Source organism: Nocardioides jiangsuensis, assembly GCF_019679455.1.
Lineage (GTDB): Bacteria > Actinomycetota > Actinomycetes > Propionibacteriales > Nocardioidaceae > Nocardioides_C > Nocardioides_C jiangsuensis.
In genome coordinates this window covers 305,276-330,279 of sequence record NZ_JAIEZQ010000001.1, presented here as the reverse complement: position 1 = coordinate 330,279, position 25,004 = coordinate 305,276, and the positions used below count along the sequence as shown (strand labels likewise).

The 25,004-nt window shown below is 71.5% G+C and carries 23 protein-coding genes; 14 read left to right on the top strand and 9 right to left on the bottom strand.

Annotated features, from left to right (window positions below; genetic code table 11):
* Positions 1-119: 119 nt before the first annotated feature.
* The 9 genes from uvrC to K1X13_RS01610 all read left to right on the top strand — a co-directional run bounded on the left by uvrC (position 120) and on the right by K1X13_RS01610 (position 8,842).
* On the top strand, positions 120-2,105 hold the full coding sequence (uvrC, locus tag K1X13_RS01650; RefSeq protein ID WP_221023303.1) for an excinuclease ABC subunit UvrC: 1,986 nt from the start codon (positions 120-122) through the stop codon (positions 2,103-2,105).
* Positions 2,105-2,983, top strand: a complete 879-nt coding sequence (gene rapZ, locus K1X13_RS01645) for an RNase adapter RapZ (protein WP_221023302.1) — start codon at positions 2,105-2,107, stop codon at positions 2,981-2,983. The genes uvrC and rapZ overlap by 1 nt, the downstream gene beginning before the upstream one ends.
* Entirely contained in the window at positions 2,976-3,944 is a 969-nt protein-coding gene (locus K1X13_RS01640; protein ID WP_221023301.1) for a gluconeogenesis factor YvcK family protein, read from the top strand. Before rapZ ends, K1X13_RS01640 begins: the two co-directional genes overlap by 8 nt.
* A gap of 70 nt (positions 3,945-4,014) precedes the next feature.
* The gene (whiA, locus tag K1X13_RS01635) at positions 4,015-5,001 is read left to right on the top strand and encodes a DNA-binding protein WhiA (RefSeq protein WP_221023300.1); all 987 of its coding nucleotides are present in this window, start codon (positions 4,015-4,017) and stop codon (positions 4,999-5,001) included.
* A 153-nt stretch (positions 5,002-5,154) separates the two neighbouring features.
* The gene (gene gap, locus K1X13_RS01630; RefSeq protein WP_221023299.1) at positions 5,155-6,159 is read left to right on the top strand and encodes a type I glyceraldehyde-3-phosphate dehydrogenase; all 1,005 of its coding nucleotides are present in this window, start codon (positions 5,155-5,157) and stop codon (positions 6,157-6,159) included.
* Between the two features lie 4 nt (positions 6,160-6,163).
* A complete protein-coding gene (locus K1X13_RS01625) occupies positions 6,164-7,357 on the top strand; it encodes a phosphoglycerate kinase (RefSeq protein WP_221023298.1) in 1,194 nt (397 codons plus the stop codon).
* 38 nt (positions 7,358-7,395) lie between these two features.
* Positions 7,396-8,193, top strand: a complete 798-nt coding sequence (gene tpiA, locus K1X13_RS01620; RefSeq protein WP_225914490.1) for a triose-phosphate isomerase — start codon at positions 7,396-7,398, stop codon at positions 8,191-8,193.
* Positions 8,194-8,223: 30 nt separating this feature from the next.
* Positions 8,224-8,460: a preprotein translocase subunit SecG gene (secG, locus tag K1X13_RS01615; RefSeq protein ID WP_221023297.1), complete on the top strand. Its 237-nt coding sequence runs from the start codon at positions 8,224-8,226 to the stop codon at positions 8,458-8,460.
* A 22-nt stretch (positions 8,461-8,482) separates the two neighbouring features.
* A complete protein-coding gene (locus K1X13_RS01610; protein ID WP_221023296.1) occupies positions 8,483-8,842 on the top strand; it encodes an RNA polymerase-binding protein RbpA in 360 nt (119 codons plus the stop codon).
* Positions 8,843-9,047: 205 nt separating this feature from the next.
* On the opposite strand, the gene pgl is transcribed toward K1X13_RS01610, so the two are convergent.
* From pgl to tkt, 6 genes are read right to left on the bottom strand one after another with little or no spacing between them, the layout of a single operon-like run.
* On the bottom strand, positions 9,048-9,779 hold the full coding sequence (pgl, locus tag K1X13_RS01605) for a 6-phosphogluconolactonase (protein WP_221023295.1): 732 nt from the start codon (positions 9,777-9,779) through the stop codon (positions 9,048-9,050).
* Positions 9,776-10,717, bottom strand: coding sequence for a glucose-6-phosphate dehydrogenase assembly protein OpcA (locus K1X13_RS01600; RefSeq protein ID WP_221023294.1), 942 nt, complete (start codon positions 10,715-10,717; stop codon positions 9,776-9,778). Before K1X13_RS01600 ends, pgl begins: the two co-directional genes overlap by 4 nt.
* A gap of 40 nt (positions 10,718-10,757) precedes the next feature.
* The gene (zwf, locus tag K1X13_RS01595) at positions 10,758-12,314 is read right to left on the bottom strand and encodes a glucose-6-phosphate dehydrogenase (protein WP_221023293.1); all 1,557 of its coding nucleotides are present in this window, start codon (positions 12,312-12,314) and stop codon (positions 10,758-10,760) included.
* A complete protein-coding gene (locus K1X13_RS01590; protein WP_221023292.1) occupies positions 12,311-13,936 on the bottom strand; it encodes a phosphoglucose isomerase-related protein in 1,626 nt (541 codons plus the stop codon). The genes zwf and K1X13_RS01590 overlap by 4 nt, the downstream gene beginning before the upstream one ends.
* The gene (gene tal / locus K1X13_RS01585) at positions 13,933-15,039 is read right to left on the bottom strand and encodes a transaldolase (RefSeq protein WP_221023291.1); all 1,107 of its coding nucleotides are present in this window, start codon (positions 15,037-15,039) and stop codon (positions 13,933-13,935) included. Before tal ends, K1X13_RS01590 begins: the two co-directional genes overlap by 4 nt.
* Positions 15,040-15,093: 54 nt before the next feature.
* Positions 15,094-17,196, bottom strand: a complete 2,103-nt coding sequence (gene tkt / locus K1X13_RS01580; protein ID WP_221023290.1) for a transketolase — start codon at positions 17,194-17,196, stop codon at positions 15,094-15,096.
* A 208-nt stretch (positions 17,197-17,404) separates the two neighbouring features.
* On the opposite strand from tkt, the gene K1X13_RS01575 reads away from it, so the two are divergent.
* A complete protein-coding gene (locus K1X13_RS01575) occupies positions 17,405-18,346 on the top strand; it encodes a heme o synthase (protein WP_221023289.1) in 942 nt (313 codons plus the stop codon).
* Between the two features lie 180 nt (positions 18,347-18,526).
* On the opposite strand, the gene K1X13_RS01570 is transcribed toward K1X13_RS01575, so the two are convergent.
* Genes K1X13_RS01570 through K1X13_RS01560 form a run of 3 tightly spaced genes read right to left on the bottom strand, consistent with a single transcriptional unit; the run spans position 18,527 to position 21,152 of the window.
* Positions 18,527-19,438, bottom strand: a complete 912-nt coding sequence (locus K1X13_RS01570; protein WP_308249333.1) for a COX15/CtaA family protein — start codon at positions 19,436-19,438, stop codon at positions 18,527-18,529.
* Positions 19,429-20,220: an ABC transporter permease gene (locus tag K1X13_RS01565; protein WP_221023288.1), complete on the bottom strand. Its 792-nt coding sequence runs from the start codon at positions 20,218-20,220 to the stop codon at positions 19,429-19,431. Before K1X13_RS01565 ends, K1X13_RS01570 begins: the two co-directional genes overlap by 10 nt.
* Positions 20,217-21,152 (bottom strand): ABC transporter ATP-binding protein, encoded by a 936-nt coding sequence (locus K1X13_RS01560; RefSeq protein ID WP_308249332.1) that lies wholly within the window; start codon positions 21,150-21,152, stop codon positions 20,217-20,219. The genes K1X13_RS01565 and K1X13_RS01560 overlap by 4 nt, the downstream gene beginning before the upstream one ends.
* 167 nt (positions 21,153-21,319) lie before the next feature.
* Here K1X13_RS01560 and K1X13_RS01555 point away from each other — a divergent pair, with 167 nt between their 5' ends.
* From K1X13_RS01555 to K1X13_RS01540, 4 genes are all read left to right on the top strand, one after another.
* A complete protein-coding gene (locus tag K1X13_RS01555) occupies positions 21,320-22,000 on the top strand; it encodes a helix-turn-helix transcriptional regulator (protein WP_308249331.1) in 681 nt (226 codons plus the stop codon).
* Positions 21,997-23,415 (top strand): Fe-S cluster assembly protein SufB, encoded by a 1,419-nt coding sequence (gene sufB / locus K1X13_RS01550; RefSeq protein ID WP_221023287.1) that lies wholly within the window; start codon positions 21,997-21,999, stop codon positions 23,413-23,415. The genes K1X13_RS01555 and sufB overlap by 4 nt, the downstream gene beginning before the upstream one ends.
* Before the next feature lie 67 nt (positions 23,416-23,482).
* Positions 23,483-24,679 carry a Fe-S cluster assembly protein SufD gene (sufD, locus tag K1X13_RS01545; RefSeq protein WP_221024503.1) on the top strand — a complete coding sequence of 399 codons (1,197 nt, stop codon included), beginning with the start codon at positions 23,483-23,485 and terminating at the stop codon, positions 24,677-24,679.
* Positions 24,676-25,002 (top strand): non-heme iron oxygenase ferredoxin subunit, encoded by a 327-nt coding sequence (locus K1X13_RS01540; protein ID WP_221023286.1) that lies wholly within the window; start codon positions 24,676-24,678, stop codon positions 25,000-25,002. The genes sufD and K1X13_RS01540 overlap by 4 nt, the downstream gene beginning before the upstream one ends.
* Positions 25,003-25,004 lie beyond the last annotated feature (2 nt).

Genomic DNA, 25,004 nt, shown 5'->3' with positions numbered 1-25,004 from the left:
ACCGGCCTCGGAACGCAGGAGCCGGAGGGCAGCGCTGCCGGGTCACGTCCGGGCGCGGCGTGTGTCACACGGACCCGCTCCGGCGTGGAACTGTCGTATCCGCGCCGTAGGGTTGGGGCGTGGCTCACCCGTCGACCTACCGTCCCGCGCCGGGGTCCATCCCCGCGTCTCCGGGGGTCTACCGGTTCCGCGACGAGCACCGCCGCGTGGTCTACGTCGGCAAGGCGAAGAACCTCCGGGCGCGGCTCTCGTCGTACTTCCAGGACATCACCAACCTCCACCCGCGCACCGCGACGATGGTGACCACTGCGGCGTCGGTGGAGTGGACCGTGGTGAACACCGAGGTCGAGGCGCTGCAGCTGGAGTACTCCTGGATCAAGGAGTACGACCCGCGGTTCAACGTGAAGTACCGCGACGACAAGTCCTACCCCTGGCTCGCGGTGACCCTCAACGAGGAGTTCCCGCGGGTCATGGTCGGCCGCGGCGCGAAGAAGAAGGGCGTGCGCTACTTCGGGCCCTACTCCCACGCCTGGGCGATCCGGGAGACCGTCGACCTGCTGCTGCGGGTCTTCCCGATGCGCTCGTGCTCCAACGGGGTGTTCAAGCGCTCGGCGCAGATCGGCCGGCCCTGCCTCCTCGGCTACATCGACAAGTGCGCCGCCCCCTGCGTCGGCAAGGTCTCCGCCGAGGAGCACCGCGAGATCGTCCAGGACTTCTGCGACTTCATGAGCGGCCAGACCACGAACTTCGTCAAGCGGCTCGAGAAGCAGATGTACGCCGCGTCCGCGGAGATGGACTTCGAGAAGGCCGCGCGGCTGCGCGACGACATCGGCGCGCTCAACCGGGCGATGGAGAAGCAGCAGGTGGTGCTCGGCGACGGTACCGACGCCGACGTGGTCGCCTTCGCGGAGGACCCGCTCGAGGTCGCCGTGCAGATCTTCTACGTGCGCGGCGGGCGGATCCGCGGCCAGCGCGGCTGGGTCGCCGACAAGACCGAGGACGTCGACACCGGCGAGCTGGTCGAGCGGTTCCTGCTCCAGCTGTACGACGGGGAGCTCGCCGACTCCATCCCGCGCGAGGTGCTCGTGCCCGCGCTGCCCGACGACGCCGCCGCTGTCGAGCAGTGGCTCACCGGCCTGCGTGGCGCCCGGGTCGCCCTGCGGGTGCCGCAGCGCGGCGACAAGAAGGCGCTCCAGGAGACCGTCGCCCGCAACGCCTTCCAGGCGCTCGGGTTGCACAAGACCAAGCGCGCCAGCGACCTCACCACCCGCAACCGGGCGCTCGAGGAGATCCAGGCCGCGCTCGAGCTGCCCGGCGCCCCGCTCCGCATCGAGTGCTACGACATCTCCAACCTCCAGGGCACCGAGGTCGTCGGGTCGATGGTGGTCTTCGAGGACGGCCTGGCCCGCAAGGGGGAGTACCGCCGGTTCATCGTCAAAGGCGTCGAGGGCCAGAACGACGTGGCCTCGATGCACGAGGTGATCACCCGCCGGTTCCGGCGGCTGCTCGACGACCGGGCCGAGGAGCCCGAGCTCGGCGGCCCGGACGCCGCGGACGGTCCCGACGGGCCGATGCTCATCGACCCGGAGACCGGGCGGCCCAAGAAGTTCGCCTACGTCCCCGGGCTGGTCGTCGTCGACGGCGGACCGCCGCAGGTCGCCGCCGCCCAGCGCGCCCTCGACGAGCTCGGCATCGACGACGTCCCGGTCTGCGGCCTCGCCAAGCGCCTCGAGGAGGTGTGGCTGCCCGGGCAGGAGGACCCGGTGATCCTGCCGCGCTCCAGCGAGGGGCTCTACCTGCTCCAGCGGATCCGGGACGAGGCGCACCGGTTCGCGATCACCCATCACCGGTCCCGCCGGTCCAAGAGCATGGTGGAGAGCGTGCTCGACGACGTCCCCGGCCTCGGGGAGGTGCGCCGGAAGACGCTGCTCAACACGTTCGGCTCGCTGAAGAAGCTGCGAGCCGCCACCATGGACGACATCGCGGCGGTCCCGGGCATCGGGCCCCGCACCGCGGAGGCGATCGTGATCGCGCTCGCGGAGCAGAAGAAGCAGCCCACGACGGTGAGCGTGAACACCGCGACCGGAGAGATCGAGGAGTCCTGATGTCCCCAGCCCACGAGAAGCAGCGGGGCGAGCTGGTGGTGGTGACCGGGATGACCGGGGCCGGCCGCAGCACCGCCGCGAAGGAGCTCGAGGACCTCGGGTTCTTCGTCGTCGACAACCTGCCGCCGCAGCTGGTGCCCGACGTGGTGCGGCTGGTCGACGAGAGCCAGGGGAACCTGCAGCCGGTGGCCGTGGTGGTCGACGTACGGTCGGGCTCCTTCTTCGGCTCCCTCCAGGAGGTGCTGGCCCAGGGCCGGACCGGACGGCGTACCACCCTGCTCTTCCTCGAGGCCAACGACGACGTGCTGGTCCGCCGCCAGGAGGCGGCCCGTCGGCCGCACCCGCTGCAGGAAGGGGGCCGGCTGCTCGACGGCCTGCAACGCGAGCGCGCCGCGATCGCCTCGCTGCGCGGGGACGCCGACGTGGTGATCGACACCTCGAACCTCAACGTGCACCAGCTCACCGACAAGGTCGCCGAGGCGTTCGGCACCGAGCACACCATGTCGCTGAAGACCACCGTGGTGAGCTTCGGGTTCAAGTACGGCATCCCGGTCGACGCCGACCTCGTCGCCGACATGCGCTTCCTGCCCAACCCGTACTGGGTGCCCGAGCTGCGGCACCTGTCCGGGCGCGACAGCGAGGTGGCGGCGTACGTCAAGGAGCGTCCCGCGGCCAAGGAGTTCGTCGAGCAGTACGTCGGGCTCATCGAGACCGTCGCCGAGGGGTACCTGCGCGAGGGCAAGCGGTTCATGACCGTCGCGATCGGCTGCACCGGCGGCAAGCACCGCAGCGTCGCGATGACCGAGGAGATCGCGGCGCAGCTGAACGCCCGCGGCCTCGACGCACGCCCGATGCACCGTGATCTCGGCCGTGAGTGACCCGACGACCCCGGCGCCGCTGCCGGTCCGGGTGGTGGCGCTCGGCGGCGGGCACGGCCTGTCCGCGTCGCTGTCCGCGCTGCGCCACGTCGTCGCCGACCTGACCGCGGTGGTCACCGTCGCCGACAACGGCGGCTCCTCGGGCCGGCTGCGGCGCGAGTTCGGCGTGCTCCCGCCCGGCGACCTGCGGCAGGCGCTGGCCGCGCTGTGCGGCGACGACGACTGGGGCCGGACCTGGGCCGACGTGCTCCAGCACCGGTTCGCCAGCGCCGGGGAGATGGACCAGCACGCGGTCGGCAACCTGCTCATCGTCACGCTGTGGGAGCTGCTCGGCGACCACGTGGACGGGCTCGACTGGGTGGGCCGGCTGCTCGGCGCGCAGGGCCGGGTGCTGCCGATGGCGGTCACGCCGATGGACATCACCGCACAGGTCCGCGGCATCGACGCCGAGCATCCGGACGCGCTGACCACGGTCCGCGGGCAGGTCGAGGTGGCGTCGACGTCCGGGCAGGTGGTCTCCGTGGCCCTCGACCCGCAGGAGCCGCCGGCCTGCCCGCAGGCGCTGGCCGCGATCGCCGACGCCGACTGGGTGGTGCTCGGCCCGGGCTCGTGGTTCACCAGCGTGATCCCGCACCTGCTCGTCCCCGGCCTCCGTGAGGCGCTGGTCACCTCCAGCGCCCGCAAGGTGGTCACGCTCAACCTGGAGCCGCAGGCGGGGGAGACCGACGGGTTCTCGCCCGACACCCACCTCGAGGTGCTGCTGGAGCACGCCCCCGAGCTGAAGCTCGACGTGGTCCTGGCCGACGCCGGGGCGGTCGCCGACGTCGAGCACCTCCGGGCCACCGCGGCCTCCTTCGGTGCGGACCTCGTCGTCGCCGACGTCGCCGCCGACGACGGCTCGCCCCGGCACGATCCGGGCAAATTGGCCAATGCGTATGCGTCCCTGATGCGGGACGCATAGGGTGACGCCGTTCCCGGGGCCGCCCGCGGGGCATTCGTGGAAGGGCCCAGGACGTGGCAGGATCGGACGCATGGCGATGACGGCACAGGTAAAGGCGGAACTGGCCAGCACCACGGTGACGAAGTCCTGTTGTCGCAAGTCCGAGGTCTCCTCGATGCTGCGCTTCGCCGGAGGTCTCCACATCGTCAGCGGCCGGATCGTGGTCGAGGCCGAGCTGGACACCGGCTCCGCGGCCCGGCGGCTGCGCAAGGACATCGCCGAGATCTACGGCCACCCCTCCGACATCGTGATGGTCTCCGGCAACGGCATCCGCAAGGGCAGCCGCTACGTCGTCCGGGTCGTCCGCGACGGTGAGGCGCTGGCCCGCCAGACCGGGCTGCTCGACGGCCGTGGCCGGCCGGTCCGCGGACTGCCCCCGCAGGTCGTCTCCGGCGCCGGCTGTGACGCCGTGGCCGCCTGGCGCGGCGCCTTCCTGGCGCACGGCTCCCTCACCGAGCCGGGCCGGTCCTCCGCGCTCGAGGTGACCTGTCCCGGCCCCGAGGCCGCGCTCGCCCTCGTCGGCGCCGCCCGCCGCCTCGGCATCTCCGCCAAGGCCCGCGAGGTGCGCGGCGTGGACCGCGTGGTCATCCGCGACGGCGACGCGATCGGCGCCCTGCTCACCCGGCTCGGTGCCCACGAGTCGCTGATGGCGTGGGAGGAGCGGCGGATGCGCCGGGAGGTCCGCGCCACCGCCAACCGGCTCGCCAACTTCGACGACGCCAACCTGCGCCGCTCCGCGCGGGCCGCGGTGGCAGCCGGGGCGCGGGTCGAGCGGGCGCTGCAGATCCTCGGCGACGAGGTGCCCGACCACCTCAAGATGGCCGGCGACCTGCGGCTCGAGCACAAGCAGGCCTCGCTCGAGGAGCTCGGCCAGCTGCACGTCCCGCCGCTCACCAAGGACGCGATCGCCGGCCGGATCCGGCGGCTGCTCGCGATGGCCGACAAGCGCGCGCAGGAGCTCGGCGTCCCCGACACCGAGTCGATCCTGACACCGGAGATGCTGGCCGAGCAGCAGTGACCGACCGGGTCCCGGCGCGGGGACCGCGGGTTACCTGCACGTAGGCCGGACGACCCCTTCGCGGCTCCGGAGGCAGACGGTAGGGTCGGGATCAACGGCGGCCCCGACCGGGCGGTCGTTCCGACCTGACTGCTAGATGGGGAGCCAGTTTCCGTGACTGTTCGCGTAGGTATCAACGGCTTCGGCCGCATCGGCCGCAACTTCTTCCGTGCCGTGCAGGCGTCCGGCGCCGACATCGAGATCGTCGGCGTGAACGACCTGACCGACAACAAGTCCCTCGCCCACCTGCTCAAGTACGACTCGATCCTCGGCCGTCTCGACGGCGACGTGCAGGCCAGCGGCGACTCGATCTCGGTCGGCGGCAAGAGCTTCGCCGCCCTCGAGGAGCGCGACCCCGCCAAGCTGCCGTGGAAGGACCTCGGCGCAGACGTCGTCATCGAGTCCACCGGCTTCTTCACCGACGCGACCAAGGCCAAGGCCCACGTCGAGGCGGGTGCCAAGAAGGTCATCATCTCCGCCCCGGCGAAGAACGAAGACATCACCGTGGTCATGGGTGTGAACCACACCGACTACGACCCGGCCGCGCACACCGTGATCTCCAACGCGTCGTGCACGACGAACTGCCTCGCGCCGATGGCCAAGGCCATCAACGACGAGTTCGGCATCGTCAAGGGCCTGATGACCACCATCCACGCCTACACCGCCGACCAAAACCTCCAGGACGGCCCCCACAAGGACCTGCGCCGCGCGCGCGCCGCCGCGCTCAACATCGTGCCGACCTCCACCGGCGCAGCCAAGGCGATCGGCCTCGTGCTCCCCGAGCTCAAGGGCAAGCTCGACGGGTTCGCGCTCCGCGTGCCGATCCCGACCGGCTCCGCCACCGACCTGACCGTCGAGCTCTCCCGCGAGGTCAGCGTCGAGGAGGTCAACGCCGCGGTGAAGGCCGCCGCGGAGGGCCCGCTCAAGGGCTACCTCAGCTACACCGACGAGCCGATCGTCTCCTCCGACATCGTCACCGACCCGTCCTCCTGCATCTTCGACTCGGGCCTGACCAAGGTCTTCGGCAACCAGGTCAAGGTCGTCGGCTGGTACGACAACGAGTGGGGCTACTCCAACCGCCTGGCCGACCTGGTCAACTACGTCGGCGAGAGCCTCTGACCTGATGCGTCACATCGACGACCTCGGCCACGTCCGCGGTAAGCGCGTCCTGGTCCGGTCCGACCTGAACGTGCCCCTCGAGGGCACGGTCATCACGGACGACGGCCGGATCAGGGCGAGCGTGCCGACCATCCAGAAGCTCGCCGACGCGGGCGCGCGCGTCGTCGTGACCGCGCACCTCGGCCGGCCCAAGGGCGCCCCGGACCCGCAGTACTCCCTGGCGCCCGTCGCGGCACGTCTCGGTGAGCTCCTCGGTCAGGACGTCGCGTTCGCCACCGACACCGTGGGCGACAGCGCGAAGGCCACCGTGGACGCCCTCGAGGACGGCCAGGTCGCCGTGCTCGAGAACGTCCGCTTCAACGAGGGCGAGACGAGCAAGGACGACGCCGTACGCGGTGCGTTCGCCGACCGGCTCGCCGCGCTCGCCGACGTGTTCGTCAGCGACGGGTTCGGGGTGGTGCACCGCAAGCAGGCATCGGTGTACGACGTCGCGCAGCGGCTGCCGCACGCGATGGGCGGCCTCGTCGCCGCGGAGATCGACGTGCTGCGCCGGCTGACCGAGACCCCCGAGCGGCCGTACGTGGTCGTGCTGGGCGGGTCGAAGGTCTCCGACAAGCTCGGCGTGATCGACAACCTGCTCGGCAAGGCCGACAAGCTGCTGATCGGCGGCGGAATGGTGTTCACCTTCCTCAAGGCCCAGGGCCACGAGGTCGGCAACAGCCTGCTCGAGGAGGACCAGCTCGAGACCTGCCGCGAGTACCTCCGTCGCGCCGAGGAGTCGGGGGTGCAGATCCTGCTGCCCACCGACATCCGGGTCGCCGACGAGTTCCCGCGCGACAACGGCACCACGTCCACCGTCGTCCCCGCGGACCAGATCCCGGCGGACAAGATCGGGCTCGACATCGGACCCGAGTCGGGCGCGGCGTTCGCCGCGGCCCTCGCCGACGCGCGGACGGTGTTCTGGAACGGGCCGATGGGCGTGTTCGAGTTCGAGCAGTTCGCCGGCGGGACCCGTGACGTGGCCGAGGCCCTGACGAAGGTCGACGGGCTGTCGGTCGTCGGCGGGGGCGACTCCGCGGCCGCCGTACGCACCCTCGGCTTCGACGAGAACGCGTTCGGGCACATCTCCACCGGTGGCGGGGCGAGCCTGGAGTACCTCGAGGGCAAGGCCCTCCCCGGCATCGACGTCCTGTCCTGACACCCCGTCACGACACCCCTTGTAACGAGAGAGCAGAGATGGCCAAGCACTCGCGCGTGCCCTTGATGGCGGGCAACTGGAAGATGAACCTCAACCACCAGGAAGCGGTGGTGCTGGTCCAGAAGCTGGCGTGGACCCTGTCGGACAAGAAGCACGACTACGCGAAGGTCGAGGTGGTCGTCGTACCCCCGTTCACCGACCTGCGCAGCGTGCAGACACTCGTGGACGGGGACCGGCTCAAGATCGGGTACGGCGCCCAGGACGTGTCCGAGCACGACAGCGGCGCCTACACCGGCGAGATCTCGGCCGGGATGCTGGCCAAGCTCGGCTGCTCGTACGTCGTGGTCGGCCACTCCGAGCGCCGCGAGTACCACGCCGAGACGGACGCGACCGTGAACGCCAAGGCGAAGAAGGCGATCGCGGCGGGGATGACCGCGATCGTGTGTGTCGGCGAGGGCCTCGAGGTGCGCAAGGAGGGCCGCCAGGTCGAGCACACGCTCGCCCAGGTGGACGGCTCGCTGGCCGGGCTGACTCCCGAGCAGGTCGCCGACGCCGTCGTCGCCTACGAGCCGGTGTGGGCGATCGGCACCGGCGAGGTGGCCACCCCGGACGACGCGCAGGAGGTCTGCGCGGCGATCCGCGGCCGGGTCGCGGAGACGTTCTCGGAGGACGCGGCGGCCAAGCTGCGGATCCTCTACGGCGGCTCGGTGAAGGCCGCCAACGTCGCGGGCATCATGGACAAGGACGACGTCGACGGCTGCCTCGTCGGCGGCGCCAGCCTGCAGGCCGACGAGTTCGGCGGCATCTGCCGGTTTTACGACATGCCCGTCATCTGAAAACCCCTTTGTGAGTTAGGCTTTCTCACCGTGACTACCGTCTTCACTGTTCTGCTCATCCTGACGAGCCTGCTGCTGATCCTGCTGGTCCTGCTCCACAAGGGCCGGGGTGGCGGGCTCTCCGACATGTTCGGTGGCGGTGTGTCGAGCGGTCTGGGCGGGTCCTCCGTCGCCGAGCGGAACCTCGACCGGATCACTGTCGGCGCGGGTGTGATCTGGTTCGCGTGCATCATCGCTCTCGGGCTGTTGCTCAAGAGCGGCAGCTGAGTCCTGACGAGGAGTTCGTAGCGTGGCTGGTGGAGGAAGCGCCATTCGTGGCAGCCGTGTCGGAGCGGGGCCGATGGGTGAGGCCGAGCGCGGGGACGCCGCGCCGCGTCAGCGGGTCGTGTACTTCTGTGCCCACCAGCACGAGTCGGTGATCACGTTCGCCGTCGAGGCGCAGATCCCCGAGTCGTGGGACTGCCCTCGGTGCGGCCTGCCGGCCAGCCAGGACTCCGACAACCCGCCGCCGCCGCCGAAGATCGAGCCGTACAAGACGCACCTGGCCTACGTGAAGGAGCGCCGCTCCGACAAGGAGGCGGCGGACATCCTCGACGAGGCGATCCAGACGCTGCGCGACAAGCGCAAGCGCGGCGAGATCGTCTTCTGACCCCTCTCGTTCAGGCGTCACTCGTTCGGCGTTGAGAGGTCACTCCGTCGGCGTTCAGGCGTCAGTCGTTCGGTTGGATGCCGCCGACTGGCGTCCGCGCGCGGAGCGAGTGACTCCTCACGCCCGAACGACTGACTCCTCACGCCCGCACGACTGACTCCTCAACACCTCACGACTGACGTCTCAACGCCGCACGAGTGACGTCTCAACGGGGGAGGTGCGAGGCGGCTGCGTCGTCGACGAGCCACAGGGTGCGGGTTCGTCCCTTCGGCCCGGCCGCGGGTACGTCGACCACGTCACCGTCCGCGAGCGCGTCACGCACCGCATCGGCCTTCCCCTCGCCGGAGGCCACGAACCACACCTCGTCGGCCCGTCCGAGCGTGCCCATGGTGAGCGAGATCCGGGTCGGCGGCGGCTTGGGAGAGTCGCGTACGGCGACCGCCACCCCGTCCGCGGAGAGAGCCGGGTGTCCCGGGAACATCGAGGCGCAGTGGCCGTCCGGCCCCACGCCCAGCATCAGCACGTCGAACGCCGGGGCCGCGCCGAGCCCCGCGGCGTAGGCGGCGGCCGCCGCGTCCACGTCGTCGCCGTACTCGCCGTCAGAGGCCGGCATCTCGTGCACCCGCTCCGGCGCCACCGGCAGGTGGTCGAGCATCGCGGCCCGGGCCTGGCCGGCGTTCCGGTCCGGGTCACCTGCGGGGACGTACCGCTCGTCGCCGAACCAGAAGTCCACACGTGCCCAGTCGACCCGCGCGCCGCGCGGATCCGTGACGACCGCGCGGTGCAGCTTCTCGGCGATCGTGCCGCCGGTGAGCACCACGGACGGGACCCGGCCGGCGTCCTGCAGGTCGAGCAGCCGTGCGACGAGCCGCTCCGCGACCGCGGCCGCGAGCGCGTCGCCGTCGTCGTGCCGGACGACCTCGGGCGCGGCGCTCATGCGGTCGCCTTCTTCGTGCGCACCGAGGTGCCCTTGGCGTTCAGCTTCACCATCTTCTTCACGGTCGCGGCGTACACGTCGTCCGGGTCGAGCCGGCGGAGCTCCTCGGCGAGCAGCTCGTCGATGCCGCGGCGCTTGAGCGCCACCGGCCGGTCCGGGTCGCCTGGGGTGGAGAGCGTGGCGAGCTTCCCGTCCTCGCGGACGATGCTCACGGGGCCGCGCTTGGTCTCGAGCACCACCGAGGTGATCCCGGGGCCGTCGGAGCTCTTGCGGTCCACGTCGACCCGCAGCCGGTCCGACAGCCACGCGGACAGCAGGTCGGCGCTCGGGCTGATCCGCTCCGCCGTGACCGACGCGGCGACCACCTTGCCGGGGTTCTGGTCCAGCGCCGCGGCGAGCAGGGCCCGCCACGTGGTGATCCGGGTCCAGGCCAGGTCGGTGTTGCCCGGCGCGTAGGCGCGGCACTGGGTGAGCATGGCCCGCGCCTTGTTGCGGGGCACGGCCGCGGCGTCGGTGATCCGCCGGCGGGCCAGCCGGCCGAGCGGGTCCTCAGCCGGGTTGTCGGGGGCCTTGCTCGGCCACCACACCACGACGGGGGAGTCGGGCAGCAGCAGCGGGAGCACCACGGACTCGGGGTGCTTGGTGACCTCGCCGCTGAGCCGGATGAACGCGGTCTCACCGGTCCAGCCGGAGCCGATCCCGACCTGCGCGTCGACCCGGGACTGGCCCCGGCCGTTCCCGAGGATCACGCCGAGCACCCGGGCGGGGTGCTCGCGCGAGGCGGTGCGGGCGGCCTTCATGGTCTCGGCGGCGTCGGCCTCGTCGACGACGAACACCAGCGTCATCACCATGCCCATGGCGGGGCTGCCGGCCCGGCGCCGGGCCTTGACGAACTCCGAGGCGATCGCGCTGGAGGTGGTCTCGGTCAGCTCGATCATGCCGGGATCCCCTCCGGGGCGTGGGTACGGCGGGGTGGGGTCACGGTCGCCTCCAGACGCGTCCGTCGCGCGCGAGCATCCGGTCGGCCGAGGCCGGCCCCCAGGTGCCCGCCTCGTAGGTGTCGGGCTTCCCGTGCTTCTCCCAGTACTCCACGATCGGGTCGAGGATCTTCCAGGAGAGCTCGACCTCCTCGTGGCGCGGGAACAGCGGCGGCTCGCCGAGGAGCACGTCGAGGATCAGCCGCTCGTAGGCTTCCGGGCTGGACTCGGTGAAGGAGCCGCCGTACGCGAAGTCCATCGACACGTCGCGGATCTCCATCGCCGTGCCGGGCACCTTCGACCCGAACCGCATCGTGATGCCCTCGTCAGGCTGCACCCGGATGACCAGCGCGTTCTGGGTGAGCTCCTCGGTGGCGGTGTCCCCGAACGGCAGGTGCGGCGCGCGCTTGAAGACCACCGCGACCTCGGTGACCCGGCGGCCGAGCCGCTTGCCGGTGCGGATGTAGAACGGGACGCCGGCCCAGCGCCGCGACTCGATGTGCAGCGTGATCGCGGCGAAGGTCTCGGTCCGCGAGTTCTGCGGGATGTCCTGCTCCTGCTTGTAGCCGGGCACGTTCACCCCGCCGGCCCAGCCCTCGGTGTACTGGCCGCGTGCGGTGGTGAGGTCCAGGCGGCGGGGGAGTACGACGGACTCCAGCACCTTCTGCTTCTCCAGCCGCAGGCTCTTCGCGTCGAACGCCGTGGGCTCCTCCATCGCGATCAGCGCCATCAGCTGGATCAGGTGGTTCTGGATCACGTCGCGGGCGGCGCCGATGCCGTCGTAGTAGCCGGCCCGGCCGCCGATGCCGATGTCCTCGGCCATCGTGATCTGCACGTGGTCGACGTAGTTGGAGTTCCAGATCGGCTCGAACATCGCGTTGGCGAACCGCATCGCCAGGATGTTCTGCACGGTCTCCTTGCCCAGGTAGTGGTCGATCCGGAAGACCGACTCGGACGGGAAGACGTCGGAGATGATCGCGTTCAGCTCCCGGGCGGTCTCCAGGTTCGAGCCGAACGGCTTCTCCACCACGACACGGCGCCAGGAGTCCTCGGCCGGGTTGGCCAGCCCGTGCTCCTTGAGCTGGCCGATCACGTCGGAGAAGAACCGCGGCGGGATCGACAGGTAGAAGGCGTGGTTGCCGCCGGTGCCCCGGACCCGGTCCAGGTCCAGGATGGTCTGCCGCAGGTTGTCGAAGGCGAGGTCGTCGTTGAAGTCGCCGGAGACGAACCGGAACCCCTCGGCCAGCTGCTGCCAGACCTCCTCGCGGAACTCGGTGCGGGCGTGCTCGCGGACCGAGTCGTGCACGATCTGCGCGAAGTCCTGGTCCTCCCAGTCGCGGCGCGCGAAGCCGACCAGCGAGAAGCCGGGCGGCAGCAGGCCGCGGTTGGCCAGGTCGTAGACCGCCGGCATCAGCTTCTTGCGGGACAGGTCGCCGGTGACACCGAAGATCACCAGGCCGCAGGGCCCGGCGATCTTGGGCAGGCGCCGGTCCTGCGGGTCCCTCAGCGGGTTCACGAACTGCGTGCCGTCGGGGGACGTGTAGTGGATCGAGCTCACCTGAGCGCCTCCAGGACGGCGGGGACCCCCGCCGTACGGTCGGTGAGGTGGAGCCGGAGCACCGGCCGGCCGTGGTCGGCGAGCACCTGCGCGTCGCCGGCGGCCTGCGCGGCCAGCAGGGTGCCGAAGGTGAAGTCGCGGCCGGGGACGGCGAGGTCCTCGGTGGGCTCGCCCGTGATCTGGATGTAGACCCCGGCGGCCGGGCCGCCCTTGTGGAACTGGCCGGTGGAATGCAGGAACCGGGGGCCCCAGCCGAAGGTGACCGGCCGCTTGGTGCGGACCGCGAGGGTACGGCGGACGTCCTCGAGCCCGGGGAGCGCGATCCGGTCCAGGTAGGCCATCACCGCGACGTACCCGGTGTCCCCGTCGAGCTGCCCGAGCAGCGCCTCGACCGCCGAGCCCAGGTCGGAGGCGCCGTCCAGCCAGTCGCCGCCCAGGGCACGCACCTCGACCGGACCGTCGGTGAGGTCCGCGGGCGTGGCCTCCGGGGCGCCCTCCAGCATCGAGCGGGCCGCGACCTTCGCGCTCTCCACGTCGGGCTGGTCGTAGGGGTTGATGCCGAGGATCCGGCCGGCCACCGCGGTGGCCACCTCCCAGAGCAGCAGCTGGGCACCGAGCGGGCCGGCGACCGACACGTCGGAGCCGCTGGTCTCCGGGGTCTCCTCGTCGTCCACGTCGGCGTCGGAGACGAGCCGGGCCACGGTGACGTCGTGCGGGGGCAGCGCCACCTCGGGCGCGCTGGTGTGGGCGACCACGACCGGCAGGATCCCGGTGCCCTGCTTGCCGGTGCTCTCCGCGATCAGCTGCTCGGCCCAGTCGGCGAAGCCGTGCAGCCCGGAGCCCTCGTCGACGATCACGAGCTTGTCCCGCAGCGGCTCGGTGGCCGCCATCGCCGCGCCGAGGCGCAGCCCGGGGTTGCCCTCGTCGTCGTCGGCGAGCAGGTCGGAGACGGCGTCGGCCTCGTCGAGCAGCCGGTCGATGTCGGCGCCGGCGAGACCGCTGGGGACCAGGCCGAAGGCGGTGAGCGCGGAGTAGCGGCCGCCGACCGTCGGGTCGGCGTTCACCACCCGGTAGCCGCCGTCGCGGGACTGCCGGTCGAGCGGGCTGCCGGGGTCGGTGACGATCACGACGTGCCGGGTCGGGTCGAGCCCGGCGTCGCGGAACGCCTGCTCGAACGCGCGTCGCTGGGAGTCGGTCTCGACCGTCGACCCGGACTTGCTGGAGACCACGACCACGGTGCTCGCGATCCGGTCCTCGAGCGCGGCGCGGACCTGGTCGGGGTCGGAGGAGTCGACGACGGTGAGCTCGACGCCGTGGGTGGCGCAGATGACCTCGGGTGCCAGCGAGGAGCCGCCCATGCCGCACAGCGCGACGTGGGTGATCCCCTCGTCCTCGAGCTCGCTGCGCAGGGCGGCGACCTCACCGAGGAGCGGGCGGGAGGTCCGGTGCAGGCCCACCCAGCCGAGCCGCTTGCCGGACTCGTCCTCGGCCTCCGGACCCCACAGGGTGGCGTCCTTGGCGAACAGCCGGCTGGCGAACCGCTCGGCGACGAGCGTGGGCACGGTCCGGCTCACCGCGTCGGCAGCGGCACCCGTGGCGGCGACCTCGAGCGCGTCGCTCACTTGGCTGCACCCTCCAGGTTCGTGCGCACGGTCTCGACGAGCTCGTCCCACGACTTCACGAACTTCTCCACGCCCTCCTCCTCGAGGGTGGCGATCACGTCGTCGTAGTCGATGCCGGCCTCGGCGAGCCGGTCCATGACCTGCTGCGCGTCGTCGTACCTGGTGGTGACCTGGTCGCCGCTGTCCACCTCGCCGTGGTCGGCGAACGCCTCGAGGGTCTTCTCCGGCATGGTGTTCACGGTGTTCGCGACGACGAGGTCGGCGACGTACATGGTGTCGCGGTACTCCGGGTTCTTCACGCCGGTCGAGGCCCACAGCGGCCGCTGGGTGTTGCCGCCGGCGGCCTTGAGCGCCTGGAACCGGGAGCCCGCGAAGAACTCCTCGTAGGCCCGGTAGGCCAGCCGCGCGTTGGCCACGCCGGCCAGGCCCTTGAGCTCGGCCGGACCGCCGGCCGCGTCGAGCCGCTTGTCGATCTCGGTGTCCACGCGGGAGACGAAGAACGACGCGACCGAGTGGATGTCGCGCAGGGAGACCCCCGCGGCCTGCGCCTGCTCGAGCCCGGCGACGTACGCCTCCATCACGTCCTGGTAGCGGCCGAGGCCGAAGATCAGCGTGACGTTGACGCTGATCCCGGCGGCGAGCACCTGGGTGATCGCCGGGAGGCCCTCGGTGGTCGCGGGGATCTTGATGAACACGTTCGGGCGGTCCACCGCGGCCCACAGCCGCTTCGCGGCGACGACGGTGGCGTCGGTGTCGAACGCCATCCCCGGCGGGACCTCGATGGAGACCCGTCCGTCGACCCCGTCGGTGGCCTTCCACGTGTCGAGCAGCAGGTCGCACGCCTCACGCACGTCGTGCGTCGTGAGCTCGAAGACGGCGTCGTCGACCGAGGTGCCCTGGGCGGCGAGCGCGGTCACCTGGTCGGTGTAGCGCTCGCCCTCGCTCAGGGCGGCGGCGAAGATCGTCGGGTTGGTGGTGACCCCGACGACCGACCTGCTCGTGACCAGCTCGGCGAGGTTGCCGGTCTCGATCCGCTCGCGCGACAGGTCGTCGAGCCAGATCGAGACGCCTGCGTCTGCTAGTGCCTTGAGTCGTTCAGACATCGGTTTCCTCCCGGTGGCGGTTGCTGCGTTGGGGTGCGTGGGCTCGACCTGGGTTTACCCGTTGGCCGAGGCGATACTCTCCTCGGCGGCCAGGGCGACGGCCTCCGCGGTAAGCCCGAACTGCTGGAAGAGCGTGGCGAAGTCGGCCGAGGCACCGTAGTGGTCGAGCGACACGATGCGGCCGTGGTCGCCGACCACCTCGCGCCAGCCCTGGGCCACGCCGGCCTCGACGCTGACCCGTGCCCTGACCAGCGGCGGGATGACCGAGTCGCGGTAGGCCGGGTCCTGCGTGTCGAACCACTCGCGGCACGGCATCGACACGACGCGGGCCCGGACGCCCTTCTCGGCGAGCAGCCGGCGGGCCTCCACGGCGAGCTGCACCTCGGAGCCGGTGCCGACCAGGACCACGTCGGGGGTCCCGCCCTCGGCGTCGATCAGCACGTAGCCGCCGCGGGCGACACCCGCGGTGGTGGCGAAGCCGTCCTCGCCGCGCGGGTACGTCGGGACGTTCTGCCGGGTCAGCGCGAGGCCGGCCGGCCGGTCGCCGTGCTCGAGGATCGTCCTCCACGCGGCGACCGTCTCGTTGGCGTCCGCGGGGCGTACGACGTCCAGCCCGGGGATCGCACGCAGTGCGGCGAGGTGCTCGACGGGCTGGTGGGTGGGGCCGTCCTCGCCGAGGCCGATCGAGTCGTGGGTCCACACGTAGGTCACCGGCAGCTGCATGAGGGAGGCGAGCCGGACCGCGGGGCGCATGTAGTCGGAGAACACCAGGAAGGTGCCGCCGTACACACGGGTGCCACCGTGCAGGGCGATGCCGTTCATGATCGAGCCCATCGCGTGCTCGCGGATGCCGAAGTGCAGGACGCGGCCGTACCTGTCGCCCTGGAAGTCCGTGGTGGAGCGCTCCTCGGGGATGAACGACGGCTCACCCTTCGGGGTGGTGTTGTTGGACTCGGCCAGGTCGGCCGACCCGCCCCACAGCTCGGGGAGCGCGGGGGCGATCGCGGCCAGGACACCACCGGACGCCTTGCGGGTGGCGACGCCCTTGGGGTCGGCCTCGAAGACCGGGAGGCTCTCGTCCCAACCCGCCGGGAGGGTCCGGGTCTGCAGCCGGTCGAGCAGCGCCTTCCGCTCGGTGTTGGCCTCCGCCCAGGCCTCGAAGCCCTCCCGCCACTGCTTCTCGTCGGCCTGGCCGCGCTCGACGAGCCCGCGGGTGTGCGTGAGGACCTCGTCGGGGACCTCGAAGTGCTGCTCGGGGTCGAAGCCGAGGATCTGCTTGGTCGCGGCGATCTCGTCGGCGCCGAGGGCGGAGCCGTGGGAGGCGCCGGTGCCCTGGGCGTTCGGGGCCGGCCAGGCGATGACCGTGCGGAGCAGGATCATGCTCGGCCGGTCGGTGACCGCCTCGGCCTCCTGGAGCGCGTCCCACAGCGCGGGGACGTCCTCGACGTACTCGGTGCCGCCGTTGGTCCAGTCCAGGACCTGCACGTGCCAGCCGTAGGCCTCGTAGCGCTTGGCGACGTCCTCGCTGAAGGCGATGTCGGTGTCGCCCTCGATCGAGATCTCGTTGTCGTCGTAGATGAGGGTGAGGTTGCCGAGCTGCTGGTGTCCCGCGAGCGAGGACGCCTCGGAGCTCACGCCCTCCTCGAGGTCGCCGTCGCTGCAGATGGCGTAGATGTGGTGGTCGAAGGGGCTCTCGCCGTCCGCGGCCTCCGGGTCGAGCAGGCCGCGTTCGCGGCGGGCGGCCATCGCCATGCCCACCGCGTTGGCCACGCCCTGGCCGAGCGGGCCGGTGGTGGTCTCGACGCCGGCGGTGTGCCCGTGCTCGGGGTGGCCCGGGGTCTTGGACCCCCACTTGCGCAGCGCCCGCAGGTCGTCGAGCTCGAGGCCGAAGCCACCGAGGAAGAGCTGGGTGTAGAGGGTGATGCTGCTGTGGCCGGCGGAGAGCACGAAGCGGTCCCGGCCCGGCCACGCCGGGTCAGCGGGGTTGTGCCGCATCTTCTTCTGGAACAGGGTGTAGGCGACCGGAGCCAGCGCCATGGCGGTGCCGGGGTGGCCGTTGCCCACCTTCTGCACCGCGTCCATGGCCAGCACCCGGCAGGTGTCGACCGCGCGGCGGTCCAGGTCGGTCCATTCCAGGGGAGTGCGGGCGTTGCTCACGAGCGTGTGTTCCTCTCCGATGCCGACAGATGTCAGCCGACTGGCCCGGGACGCCGGGGGAGCCGACCACGGGCACGAGCCTACTCAGGTGGGGTGAGGAGATGCACACCGTCCCAGACCTCGCCCGATGACCCGGTCGGGCACCTCCGCCATTAGACTCGGGCTAGCCTGATGGGCGCCCATCGCAATCGTTGAACTCGAGGTTTTCGTGACGGCCGTCGACCCCCGCGTCTCCGTACAGACGCCGCCGACGGGTCCCGCGACCCTCCGCGATGTGGTCGCGGCGTACGTCGGGCTCACCAAGCCGCGGATCATCGAGCTTCTGCTCCTGACCACGGTCCCGGTGATGTTCCTCGCCGAGCGGGGTGTCCCGGCGCTCGGCCTGGTGGTCGCCACCGTCGTGGGCGGCACGCTCTCGGCCGGCAGCGCCAACGCCCTGAACTGCTTCTACGACCGTGACATCGACGAGCGGATGCGCCGCACCCGGCGCCGGGCGCTGCCCCGGCACATCGTCAGCCCGCGCTCCGCGCTGGTGTTCGGGCTCATCCTCGGCGTGCTCTCCACGCTGATGCTCTACCTGCTCGTGAACCCGCTGTCGGCCGCGCTCGCGCTCGCCGCGAACGTCTTCTACGTCGTCGGCTACACGATGATCCTCAAGCGACGGACCACCCAGAACATCGTCTGGGGCGGCGCCGCGGGCTGCTTCCCGGCGCTGATCGGCTGGACCGCGGTCACCGGCGAGCTCGCCTGGGCGCCGGTGGTGCTCTTCCTCGTGGTGTTCTTCTGGACGCCGCCGCACTTCTGGGCGCTGGCGATCCGCTACCGCGAGGACTACGCGGCCGCCGAGGTCCCGATGCTCCCGGTGGTGGCCGGTGCCAAGACCGTCGCCCGGCAGATCGTCGCCTACTCCTACGTGATGGTGGCGACCTCGCTGCTGCTGTGGCCGATCGCGCAGACCGGCTGGCTCTACCCGACCGCCGCGGTCGTGCTCGGGGGCGCGTTCCTGGTCGAGTCGCACCTGCTGCTCGGCCGCTCCGCGCACACCGACGACGTCAGCGCGCTGAAGCCGATGCGGCTGTTCCACTGGTCGAACATGTACCTCTCGCTGCTCTTCGTCGCGGTCGCCCTCGACCCGCTGCTCACCCGCTGACCTCCGTACGCCGCCGTACGGCGTCCGGCCGCGGGGCCGTGAGGACCGGTGTACTGAGGACTCCGCAAAGTTTCTTCGCGCGCGGGGCAACCAAATCCGGGTCCGGCGCGTCTTAGGAGATGGCGGGCACCGTCCGGCGTCACGGGGGCGCGGGATGGTGCCCCTCACCATGTCCGCCGGCTAGGACCGGTCCCGGACTCCCACGAGCAGCCAGGTCATCGTCGCGGAGACGAGCGCGGCGCCGAGCAGGTGGAGGGTGACCAGCGCCACCGGCAGGTCGGTGAAGTACTGCACGAAGCCGACCAGACCCTGGGCGAGCTCGACCGCCAGCAGCGCCCACGCCGCGCGGACCGCGCGGGCCGGCGCGTGCACCGCCTGGAGGGCGAGCAGCGCCCCGACGGTCAGGCCGAGGAGCAGGAACACGAAGTCGGTGTGCAGCTGGCTCAGCGACGCGGGGTCGAGCCCGTTGCGCGGGGCGTCGAGGTCCCCGGCGTGCGGGCCGCTGCCGGTGACCACGGTGCCGACGTACAGCACCACCCACCCGGTCACGAAGGTCGTGCGCACCAGCCAGGCCACGCGGCCGGGCACGGTCGGCGAGGCCGGGCCGTCGCCCTCGCGCAGCCGCCGCAGCAGCACCACCGCGACGCCGATCATCGCCATCGACACCAGCAGGTGGAAGGCCACGATCCACGGGTTCAGGTCGGTGAGCACGGTGACCCCGCCGACCAGGGCCTGCGCCGGCACCCCGAGCGCGAGCAGGAGGGCCAGCCGGGTCAGCGAGCGGCGGCCGTGCCGCCACGCGGCGACGAAGGTGGCGATCGCGACCGCGGCCAGCAGGAAGGTCACCATCCGGTTGCCGAACTCGATGGCGCCGTGGATGCCGAGCTCGCCGTGCGGCACGAACGAGGTCTCGGTGCAGCGGGGCCAGGTCGGGCAGCCGAGGCCCGAGGCGGTGAGCCTGACCACGCCGCCGGTCACCACGATCGCGATGTTGGTGACCAGCGAGGCGATGGCGAGGCCGCGCAGCAGCGGCGGCGTGGCCGGGGCGGTCGCGATCGCGCCGGAGCGGGGGGCGGGGGTGGTCACTCCCACGTGAACGTCCTCGAGGTGAGCAGGGTTCCGACGGCGGCCCAGGCGGCCAGCACGAGCAGGGGTACGACGGGCAGCGCGCCGTGGAGCAGGGCCTCCCGCATGCCGTTGCCGAGCGCGCCGGAGGGCAGCAGCTCGGTCACCGGGCCGAACGCGCCGTAGCTCGTCGACGGGATCACCACGGCGCCGCCGGCCATCAGCAGCAGGTAGACCAGGTTCGCCGCGGCCAGGGTCGCCTCCGCCCGCAGCGTGCCCGCGATGAGCAGGCCGAGGGAGGCGAACGCGGCGGTGCCGAGCAGCACGACCGCCAGCGCGCCGAGGACGGTGCCGACGGAGAGGTCGGGCGACCAGCCGAGCGCGAGGGCGACCAGCGAGATCGTGAGCACTTGGAGCAGCTCGACGAACAACAGCGCGCCGACCTTGCCCAGGAGCAGGCCCGACCGGGGCAGGGGAGAGGCGCCCAGCCGCTTGAGCACGCCGTACCGGCGCTCGAACCCGGTGGCGATCGCCAGCGAGGTGAAGCTGGTCGACATCACCGCGAGCGCGAGCACCCCGGGGGTGAGCGTGTCGACGACGCCGTACGGGAAGTCGAGCCCCACCCGGTCCGCGGCGAGCACCCCGCCGACGAGCACGATCAGCGGGATGACGACGGCGAGGAGCAGCTGCTCGCCGTTGCGGAGCAGCAGCCGGGTCTCCATCCGGGCCTGGGCCGAGACCTGGGTCGCGAACGGCGCCGCGCCCGGGGCGGGGCGGAAGGTCCCGTGGGGGGTGGTGGGGGTGGTCATGTGGCGAGCTCCCGCCCGGTGAGCTGGAGGAAGACGTCCTCCAGGGTGCGCTGGCCGAGGGTGAGCGACTCCGGCAGGACGCCGTGCTGCTGGCACCACGCGGACACGGTGGCCAGGGTGGAGGCGTCGGCGGGGCCGCTGATCATCAGGCTCTGCTCGTTGACGGGCCGGACCTCGGTGTCCGGCCCGAGCGCGGCCTGGAGCGAGTCGGGGGCGCCCGGCGGGAACGGCTCGGTCACCACCAGCCGGATCGTGCTGTTGCCGGTGCCTCGGGTGAGCTGGAACGGGCTCCCCGAGGCGATCAGCCGGCCGTGGTCGATCACGTGGACCTGGTCGGCGAGCTGCTCGGCCTCGTCCATGTAGTGGGTGGTGAGCACGATGGTGACCCCGTCGGCGCGCAGCTCCTCCAGCAGCGCCCACGTCGTCCGGCGCGCCTGCGGGTCCATCCCCGCGGTCGGCTCGTCGACGAAGACCAGCTCCGGGCGCCCGACCACGGCCATCGCCAGGGACAGCCGCTGCTGCTGGCCGCCGGAGAGCCGCCGGTACGGCGTCCGCCCGCACTCGCCGAGACCGAGCCGCTCCACGAGCATCCCGACGTCGAGCGGGTGGGCGTGCAGCGAGGCGACGTGGCGGAGCATCTCCACCGCCCGGACGCCGGACCAGGCGCCGCCGTCCTGGAGCATAACGCCGATCCGGGGGAGCAGGGCCCGCCGGTCGGCCCGCGGGTCGAGCCCCAGGACGCGCACCGTGCCCTGCTGCGGGGCGCGGTAGCCCTCGCAGGTCTCCAGCGTGGTGGTCTTGCCGGCGCCGTTGGGCCCGAGGACCGCGGTGATGCTGTCGCGCTCGACGCTCAGGCTCAACCCGTCGACGGCCACCTTGTCGCCGTACCTCATGACGAGGTTCTCGACCATGACGGCGGGGGAGGTGGGCACCCGACGATTCTAGAGAGCGCCCCGGTGGGCACTCCGGGCGGGCGGGCGTACCGTGCCGCTCGCCAGGGAGGACCGGTGTCCGGTCGAGGTTAGGTTGACCTTATTTGAATGCGCCCCCGCATTAAAGGCACACTGGTGTTGTGGAATTCGACGGCCAGGTGAGTGTGGTGGGCGACGCCCCCACGCGCGAGCGAGTGGCGAGGTCGATCCTCGAGAACGGTCCCAGCACCGCGGCCGCTCTCGCGGAGCGCCTCGCGCTCACCCCTGCCGCCGTGCGCCGGCACCTCGACCACCTGATGGACGACGGGTCGGTCGAGGCCCGCGAGCCCCGGGTGTACGGCACCCGCGGCCGGGGCCGTCCGGCCAAGGCCTTCGCGCTCACCGACACCGGGCGCGACCGCTTCGACCAGCAGTACGACGACCTCGCGGTCCAGGCGCTGCGCTTCCTCGCCGAGACCGGGGGGGACGAGGCGGTCATGCAGTTCGCCCGGCGCCGGGTCGCCGACCTCGAGACGCACTACGCGGAGATCCTCGCCGCGGACCCCGGGACGAGCCCCGCGGAGGCGCTCGCCCGGGCCCTCACCCAGGACGGGTACGCCGCCTCCGTCCGGCAGGGTCCGGTCGGGCCCCAGCTGTGCCAGCAGCACTGCCCGGTCGCGCACGTCGCGCACGAGTTCCCGCAGCTGTGCGAGGCGGAGACCGAGGTGATCAGCAAGCTGCTCGGACGCCACGTCCAGCGGCTGGCCACCATCGCCCACGGCGACGGGGTCTGCACCACCTGCATCCCGACCACGACCACGACAGCACCCACGAGATCTGTGTCCTCACACGAGAGGTTGACTCCATGACCACCATCGACCAGCGCAACCCCGAGCTGGAAGGCATCGGTCGCTACGAGTTCGGCTGGGCCGACGCCGACACCGCCGGCGCCACCGCGAAGCGCGGGCTGAGCGAGGACGTCGTCCGCGACATCTCCTCCCGCAAGGACGAGCCACAGTGGATGCTCGACCTGCGGATGAAGGGCCTCAAGCTCTTCGGGCGCAAGCCCATGCCCACCTGGGGCGCGGAGCTCGGCGGGATCGACTTCGACAACATCAAGTACTTCGTCCGGTCCACCGAGAAGCAGGCCACCAGCTGGGAGGACCTGCCCGAGGACATCAAGAACACCTATGACAGGCTCGGCATCCCCGAGGCGGAGAAGCAGCGCCTCGTCGCCGGCGTCGCGGCCCAGTACGAGTCCGAGGTCGTCTACCACAAGATCCGCGAGGACCTCGAGGAGCAGGGCGTCCTGTTCCTCGACACCGACACCGCGCTCAAGGAGCACCCGGAGATCTTCCAGGAGTACTTCGGCACGGTGATCCCGGTCGGCGACAACAAGTTCGCCGCGCTGAACACCGCGGTCTGGTCGGGCGGCTCGTTCATCTACGTGCCGAAGGGTGTCCACGTCGACATCCCGCTGCAGGCCTACTTCCGGATCAACACCGAGAACATGGGCCAGTTCGAGCGGACCCTGATCATCGTCGACGAGGACGCCTACGTGCACTACGTCGAGGGCTGCACCGCGCCGATCTACAGCTCGGACTCGCTGCACTCCGCGGTCGTCGAGATCATCGTGAAGAAGGGCGGCCGCTGCCGCTACACGACGATCCAGAACTGGTCGAACAACGTGTACAACCTGGTCACCAAGCGGGCCACCTGCGAGGCCGGCGCCACCATGGAGTGGGTCGACGGCAACATCGGCTCCAAGGTCACCATGAAGTACCCCGCGGTCTACCTGATGGGCGAGCACGCCAAGGGCGAGACCCTGTCGATCGCCTTCGCGGGTGAGGGCCAGCACCAGGACGCCGGCGCCAAGATGGTGCACGCCGCCCCGAACACCTCGAGCTCGATCATCTCCAAGTCCGTCGCGCGCGGCGGCGGGCGGACGTCGTACCGCGGGCTGATCCAGGTCAACGAGGGTGCCGAGCACTCGCAGAGCATCGTGAAGTGCGACGCGCTGCTGGTCGACCAGATCAGCCGCTCCGACACCTACCCGTACGTCGACGTGCGCGAGGACGACGTGTCCATGGCGCACGAGGCGACCGTGTCCAAGGTCAGCGACGACCAGCTCTTCTACCTGATGAGCCGCGGCATGGAGGAGGACGAGGCGATGGCGATGATCGTGCGCGGCTTCGTCGAGCCGATCGCCAAGGAGCTCCCGATGGAGTACGCCCTGGAGCTGAACCGGCTCATCGAGCTGCAGATGGAAGGGGCCGTGGGCTGACGGACGTCTCGCGCGGCGGTTCCGCCTCCGCGCCTGCCCGCCCCACCACCCCCACCGTGAGAAAGCGATAACTGTGACAGTCACCGAAGCACCGAACGTCTCGAGCGCCATCGAGACGAGCGACAAGGTCGCGAGCCACCTCCACCCGACCCCGTCCTACGACCTCGCGGACCACCCGGTCCCCACGGGTCGTGAGGAGATCTGGCGCTTCACGCCGCTCAAGCGGCTCGGCGGCATCCTCGAGGGGGAGGCGTCCGACGCCCGCCTCACGTGGAAGACCGAGCTGCCCGAGGGCGTGACGCTGCGCGAGATCAGCGCGGAGGAGGCCCGTGGGCTCGGCGAGATGAAGCCGGCCGACCGCCCCTCGGCGCTGGCCGTGGCCAACGCCGGCGGCGCGATGCTGCTCGACGTGCCCGCCGAGCTCGAGCTCGCCGAGCCGATCGTGGTGACGCTGCACGGCTCGACGCCCGAGGACCTGGTGTGGGGCCACCTCGTGGTCCGCGTGGGCAACCACGCCAAGGCCGCGGTGGTCCTCGAGCACACCGGTGCCGCGCGCTACGCCGCGACCACCTCGTTCCTCATCGGCGACGGCGCCCAGGTCACCGCGGTCACCATCCAGGACTGGGACGACGACGCCGTCCACCTGGGTCGCGACGCGATCCGGGTCGGCCGCGACGCCTCGGTGCGGCACTCCGCGATCAGCTTCGGCGGTCTGGTGCGCCTCAACACCGAGGTCGTGTACGACGGGCCCGGCGGCGAGGCCGAGCTCCTCGGCCTGTACTTCGCCGACGCCGGGCAGCACCTCGAGCACCGGCTGTTCGTCGACCACAACGCGCCGAAGACGCGCAGCAACGTCGACTACAAGGGCGCGCTGCAGGGCCAGGGCGCGCACGCCGTGTGGATCGGCGACGTGCTGATCCGCAAGGCCGCCGAGGGCATCGAGACCTACGAGTCGAACCGGAACCTCGTGCTGACCGACGGCTGCCGCGCCGACTCGGTGCCGAACCTCGAGATCGAGACCGGCGAGATCGAGGGCGCCGGCCACGCCTCGACCACGGGAAGGTTCGACGACCAGCAGCTGTTCTACCTGCAGTCGCGCGGCATCGCCGAGGACGAGGCGCGCCGCCTCGTGGTGCACGGGTTCTTCGCCGACATCATCCGCAAGATCGGCGTCCCGGCCCTGGAGGAGCGCCTGCTCGCCACGGTCGAGGCCGAGCTGGAGAAGAACGTGGGGGCCAACCCCTCCTCGGTGGTGACGGCATGAGCAACGTCCGCGCCTGCGGAGTCGGCGACGTGGCACCCGGGGCCGCGCTCGCGGTCGAGGTCGACGGTGTCGACGTGGCGGTCGTCCGCGACGGCGACAGCTGGTACGCGATCCGCGACGAGTGCTCGCACGCCGCGATCGCCCTGTCCGAGGGCGACGTGGAGGGCTGCGAGATCGAGTGCTGGCTGCACGGCTCGCGGTTCGACCTCCGCACCGGCAAGCCGACCGGCCTGCCCGCGACCGAGCCCGTCGCGGTCTACCCCGTGACGGTGCAGGGCGACGACGTGCTGGTCGACGTACACACCGTCCTCAACGACGCCTGACA

What these genes read in the sequence shown, in the direction of transcription:
- rapZ (WP_221023302.1), top strand. Translation starts at nt 2,105, where the DNA reads ATGTCCCCAGCCCACGAGAAGCAGCGGGGCGAGCTGGTGGTGGTGACC.
- whiA (WP_221023300.1), top strand. Translation starts at nt 4,015, where the DNA reads ATGGCGATGACGGCACAGGTAAAGGCGGAACTGGCCAGCACCACGGTG.
- K1X13_RS01625 (WP_221023298.1), top strand. Translation starts at nt 6,164, where the DNA reads ATGCGTCACATCGACGACCTCGGCCACGTCCGCGGTAAGCGCGTCCTG.
- tpiA (WP_225914490.1), top strand. Translation starts at nt 7,396, where the DNA reads ATGGCCAAGCACTCGCGCGTGCCCTTGATGGCGGGCAACTGGAAGATG.
- pgl (WP_221023295.1), bottom strand. Translation starts at nt 9,779, where the DNA reads ATGAGCGCCGCGCCCGAGGTCGTCCGGCACGACGACGGCGACGCGCTC.
- K1X13_RS01600 (WP_221023294.1), bottom strand. Translation starts at nt 10,717, where the DNA reads ATGATCGAGCTGACCGAGACCACCTCCAGCGCGATCGCCTCGGAGTTC.
- tal (WP_221023291.1), bottom strand. Translation starts at nt 15,039, where the DNA reads ATGTCTGAACGACTCAAGGCACTAGCAGACGCAGGCGTCTCGATCTGG.
- K1X13_RS01565 (WP_221023288.1), bottom strand. Translation starts at nt 20,220, where the DNA reads ATGACCACCCCCACCACCCCCCACGGGACCTTCCGCCCCGCCCCGGGC.
- sufB (WP_221023287.1), top strand. Translation starts at nt 21,997, where the DNA reads ATGACCACCATCGACCAGCGCAACCCCGAGCTGGAAGGCATCGGTCGC.
- K1X13_RS01540 (WP_221023286.1), top strand. Translation starts at nt 24,676, where the DNA reads ATGAGCAACGTCCGCGCCTGCGGAGTCGGCGACGTGGCACCCGGGGCC.